The 764-nt window shown below is 48.6% G+C and carries 1 protein-coding gene; it reads right to left on the bottom strand.

The window, feature by feature from the left end; all coding sequences use genetic code 11:
• Positions 1-248: 248 nt before the first annotated feature.
• Positions 249-764 (bottom strand): hypothetical protein (locus NK662_RS24580; protein ID WP_254761339.1); only part of this gene is annotated, 516 nt, incomplete at its 5' end.

Below are 764 nucleotides of genomic sequence, written 5' to 3'. Positions count from 1 at the left end.
CTCCAATTTTCATAGACCACTCTTGAAATTTATGCAGTTCCGTGGGCACATCTGTTTCAGAGCCATTAGAGCAGAATTGGCACAAGGTAATCAATCAATAGGTCCCTTTCGTTTGGTTTCTGTGAAATATTCTTCCAGTGATCGATCACATCTCATGATGAAGTTCTTAAACTTTCATTCTGTCAGTCCCTATATATACATACATCATGATGATGGTTAAACTTCAATTTGGAGTAATAATACTTATGTTACGTTACCTCAATAGGCTTTTTTTCATCGGAGTGGAGGAAGAATGCGTAGAACCCTCCAAGCACAGTTGCTGCGGCCATGGCCCAAACCAGCACCTGAACCGGGAAAGGCATGATGGCCGCCACTTTATATGAAAACACGGCGGTGAGCATCGTCGTCAGGAGCCACACCGCCGTCTTGATGTGGTGGCGGCGAGGCGACTCCGGCGGCGTCTTCTCAAATAATCGGAGGAAGTAGAAGAGCGATACGAGGTCAACGTAGGAGAAGACCACGAAGAAGATGGTTGCCAAGTCTCTATCTGATCTGTACACTGCCATTCCCGAGTTGAAGGTCAGGAAGGCGAAGCCGAGGAGCGTCAGGGGAGATAACCCCATGTCATGCTGCTCCGCCGGCGCCTGCGGATCGCGCAGAGGTTGCTCTAGATGGCCCTGCTCCATGGATTTCAGAGGTGATGTTACTAGCTTTGAACTCATTAGCACGTTCAGGTTAGTCCTCCTAGGTGGGTTGGATCCTTT

It is taken from the genome of Ectobacillus ponti, assembly GCF_024294785.1.
Taxonomy (GTDB): Bacteria; Bacillota; Bacilli; order Bacillales; family Bacillaceae_G; genus Ectobacillus; species Ectobacillus ponti.
The sequence above is the reverse complement of the archived record's forward strand: the minus strand, read 5'-3'. Positions and strand labels throughout refer to the sequence as shown.